The 4,303-nt window shown below is 50.3% G+C and carries 2 protein-coding genes; both read right to left on the bottom strand.

Features of this window, described 5'->3' with window-relative positions; genetic code table 11:
- Positions 1-701 (bottom strand): dienelactone hydrolase family protein (locus B472_RS16630; protein ID WP_238147477.1); only part of this gene is annotated, 701 nt, incomplete at its 3' end.
- Positions 702-1,162: 461 nt separating this feature from the next.
- A complete protein-coding gene (locus tag B472_RS17125; protein WP_019428485.1) occupies positions 1,163-4,195 on the bottom strand; it encodes a hypothetical protein in 3,033 nt (1,010 codons plus the stop codon).
- Positions 4,196-4,303: the final 108 nt, after the last annotated feature.

Raw genomic sequence — 4,303 nt, 5'->3', positions numbered from 1 at the left:
TCTGGATCGGAACGAAGAATACGCTTTGCAACGGGGCCACTCGTACCCGTTCCATCTACAAAAAGATCCGTGTTGAGGCGGTCAAAGCCATGATGTGCATTTGCATATTCAAAGTAGTTATCGCTCATGCCCCAATTGCGTGCCAGATCCTTGCAAATCGTTGCAGGTGTCCAGTTGTCATCTTGACCCATGTGAATTTGAAGCGGTATTGCTCTACTGAAAAACCCGAATGTTGAGCCACAGTAAGGATAAAAAGCCACGGCACTGGTCAAATAAGAGGCGCCTAACTCGCGTTGCGGATCTTGTTTGGTTGCGGCATGTAACAAAGCCCAACCGCCATGACTGAATCCAATGGCACCAACCTTCTTCTCACTCCACTCTTGACCCTGAACCCACTTTGCGACCAAATGCGCATCGATTGCTCTTTGAAGAGGGGTCACACTCATTGCTTTGGTACAAGCGGAAGAAACGGATCGTGGCCTGAATGAATCAATGACCACTGCGTTGAAGCCCCATGCTTGCAATTGCTTGGCCCAATCTAGGTGGTGCTGGTCCACCCCGCCGCAACCGTGCATCACCAGAACAGTTGGTGCAGGCAACTTTTCTGCTTTAAATATTTGCGTACCCACTTGGGTAGCCGACTTGTTGTGAATATTGACCGTATCCACACCGCCGCCAGTGGTCACACATGCACTGAGCATGAGGGCGGCTGTTGCAGTTATAAGAAATCTCATAAATCGATGTTACAGCCCACCGCATCCCTATTTAAAAAAAGTAATTCAAACCCTTGAGCGGGATTATCTAAACCACCAGCACCTCAGATCCAAGCAAGCCTTAGTAATGATATACACCCGGCTCCAAGGGTGTCCAGCCTAAGCTCTCGGCATCTATCTAGACCAGTTCGCGCCAGAAGTCGGCTTCCCTGTCAGGTGACATTCACCACCCCCATCTCCAAGACCCGCGCCAAACAGTCCCGAGCCGTCGCACTGCTGGGGTAGTCCTGCACCATCATTCGGGCGGCAATCTCGGCGCTGATGCGGTTGCCTGAGTCGATTGCGTTGAAGAAATAAAAAACCCCACCCCCTTTTGAAGGGTGGGGTTTCGGTAGGTTTAAACCTAGAGCCCACACCTTGCGGTGCAGACTTGGCTCCGTTGGGGGAGGTTAGGCCACCAAGAAGTCGGCAGCAACCAAAGTACCAGCAACAATACCTGTCAGAACGCCCAACAATTTGATTTCGCTTGCAATAACTGCAGTGTTGCCGGTTCCAGCATCAACGTAATACAAGTATGCATTGCCATCTTGATAGGCCAGCAAATAACCTTTGTGATCTGAATCAGTTGTAATTTGAGTAGCTGCAGCAGAGGTAGACGACAGTGCTTTCAAGAGCTGCGTTCCGTCCACACCCGCATCCAAATCAAGATCACCAAAAGACGAAAGAGTTGTTGAAATTTCAACAATGTCATCTGTAACAGCAATTGCGCTAGCAATATCAAATGCTGCTGCACCTGCAGCAAGTGCTGTCGCCAAGTTTTCAACAGCTACCGCAGAACCAGCTGATTGGCCGCCTGTACCACCAGCATCTGTGAGTGACAGAGTAATGGTGTCAACGGCTGTCTTGAAACCGGTGATCGTATCAACGCCATTGGTAGCGAAACCAGTCATTACGATATTATCAATTGCACTGTTGGCCGTTGTTTCCGTAATCGTGATCGAGTCGTTGCCAGCACCAGCTGTGATTGTGTCAGCACCATTGCCAGCCAAGATAGTGTCAGCATAACCAGAGCCTGTGATCGTATCAGCGACAGCCGTAGCAGTAATTGCAACAGCTTGACTTGCACTTGCTGCTGTAACAGCAAGTTGCGTAATAGCCTTTGTCAATGTCTGATCAATAGTCAATGTTGAGAGATCAATTGCTGTCGTAGTCGCTCCACCAGTAACAGTAAAGCCACCTCCAGCGCCATCACCCTTCATTGTGTAAGCCTGACCAGAGATGTCAGACGCTTGAAAATATGCATTCAAATTATCTGCAGCGCCATTAAGTTGGATAACTTCAATATTTGAAAGAGTCACTGAGCCAAGGCGGAGATCAGTAGCATCTGCCAGAGTCAAAGTATCAGTACCATCACCACCATCAATAACAATACTAGTGCCAGCAACGTTAACTGCACCACCGTTGATTGCGATGCTGTCATCACCGGTACCAGATGCAACGGTGATTGTTGCCGCAGCGAATGTTGCAGCAGCAGCAGCAACGAGAGTAACAACGTCAGCACCAGCTCCAGTAGTCAAGTTGATCGTAGCAGTTTCGATAGTACCTGAGCCGCCAAGAGTCACAGTATCAATGCCATCATCGCCAGTGTAGACAACAGTACCTGTAGTCAGAGCGGCAGCCGTCAGTGTGTTTGCACCGCCAGCCAAATTAGCAGTCACTGTACCAGTGGTTACACCACTCGCAGTCACAGTATCTGCAGCCGAACCACCGTTGGCTACGATATTTGTGGCGGTACCAGTGCTAGTCAAAGCGAGTGCTTTAGCCGCAGGACCAGAAACAGTGATGCTAGCTGTTGTGCCAGAGACGGTCAAAGTGCCGTTTAGAGTAGTAGCGTCAACTTCACCGTTACCTGTAACAGCAGTCAATACAACATCGTTGTCACCGCCCAAAACAACATCATTGCCACCGGTAGCCAATGTGCTGATAGTCAGGTCTGTACCGGACACAGCGGTTGCTGCTGCTTGCAGGTTCAAAGTTTCAACGCCTGTCAACGTAACAGAGGTGTTGGCAGCAGCTGTAAGCGTAGCAGTCGCAGAGTCAGAGGTGCCTGAACCAGCAACAGTAATGTCAATAGCACCAGCAGAACCTGAATACTTCAGGTTTGCACCGCTAGCTACTGTATCAGCTCCAGCTCTAGCACCAGTCAACCAAATGGTATCTGCTTGAACTTCATCCAAGTCTAGCGCAGTAGTTGCCGCGTTTTTGATTGTCAAAGCGCCTACAAGGTTGTTAGTAACGATCTCGGCATCAAGCGTGGTGATTGTCAAAGTTGCATCACCAGCACCTTCAACGGTCAGCTCTGTACCGATATCATCCAATGTAACGCTCTTGCTCGCTCCAACTGTCAAGTTCAATGCACCAGTCAGAGTTGCAGTGATTGCAGCATTTGCGTTTGTCACAAGGTTAGTCACGCCTGTTGTACGCGCATTATCTGTAACCGCAATCGTTGTGGCAGTGCCTGCACCAATAGTTGCGGCAGAGAATCCCGATGTTGTAACACTGGTCACAGCAGCGCCAGCGTTCACAGTTGCAACGCCAGTACCGGTAACGGAAACTGATGAAGAATTTGTTGCGTTAACTTCAACACCAGTTGTAGCGCCGGCAATAGTGAGTGCGCCTGTCATGCCAGCGCCAGCGTTCACAGTGTTTGCACCTGCACCGTTAACTGTTGCCGCACCTAGGAAACCAACTTTTGTTGAGCTGAGGTTGATATCAGCACCAGAAATCGTTGCAGCTTCAACAGTTGCGGAACCAAACGCATTCCAATTAACGTTGATAGTCTCGATACCAGAAATGTTGGCTGCAGCGTTTGCTGCTGTCAAAGTGAGGTTAAGGGTATCGGCACCTTCACCACCAACCAATGCATCAGATGAACCCAATGTTGCAGATGTTGCTGTGTAGGTATCATTACCAGCGCCACCAACAAAGGCATCAGATGCAGTAGTCAGCACAAAGCTGCTACCAGCGACAACTTCAACGTTGCCTTGGTTAGCACGCAGAGCAGACACGCCGAACACTGTAGCGCCAGCGCCAGTGGACCAGGTCACTGCGGCAGCGACTGTGGTGTTGAATGCTTGTGCAGAAGCGTAGAAGGGGCTGGTTTCGTCAGCCAGAGTTGCCAAGAAGGTCACTGCAGTGGCAACGATGTCGCCACGGGCGGCGCCGGCGTTCAACTGGCCATCCAACCAAGCATTGGCTGCGGTCAGTGCGTCGCCTGTCAACTTCAGGTTGGCAGAGACGTGATCGCGGAAAGCGGTGTTGCTGCTCAGGTCTTTGCCCAAGATCAGGCCAGCGGAGGTGGACAAGTCACCTGCCAATGTGTTGACGCTCGAAGCTGCGGCCAAGCCGGTCAGGTGACCACCAGCGGATGCGCCGAACAATGCAAGAACGAGGCCTTGCGCTTGTGATGTAGTAATTGCCATTTTGATTTTTCCTTAAAAAATAAAATCAAGGTTGAGTGAAAAATTTCTTTGCAAAGAAACCGAGTACGAGTGATCAAGCCAAAAGCCCGTACTCGCTTGAGCGTCCTG

It is taken from the genome of Limnohabitans sp. Rim28 (assembly GCF_000293865.2).
Lineage (GTDB): Bacteria > Pseudomonadota > Gammaproteobacteria > Burkholderiales > Burkholderiaceae_C > Limnohabitans_A.
Note: the sequence above shows the minus strand (reverse complement) of the source record. Positions and strands in the feature narration are given on the sequence as shown.

Bases quoted from the DNA above. Each gene is read 5' to 3' on its own strand.
- B472_RS17125 (WP_019428485.1), bottom strand. From the start codon at position 4,195: ATGGCAATTACTACATCACAAGCGCAAGGCCTCGTTCTTGCATTGTTC.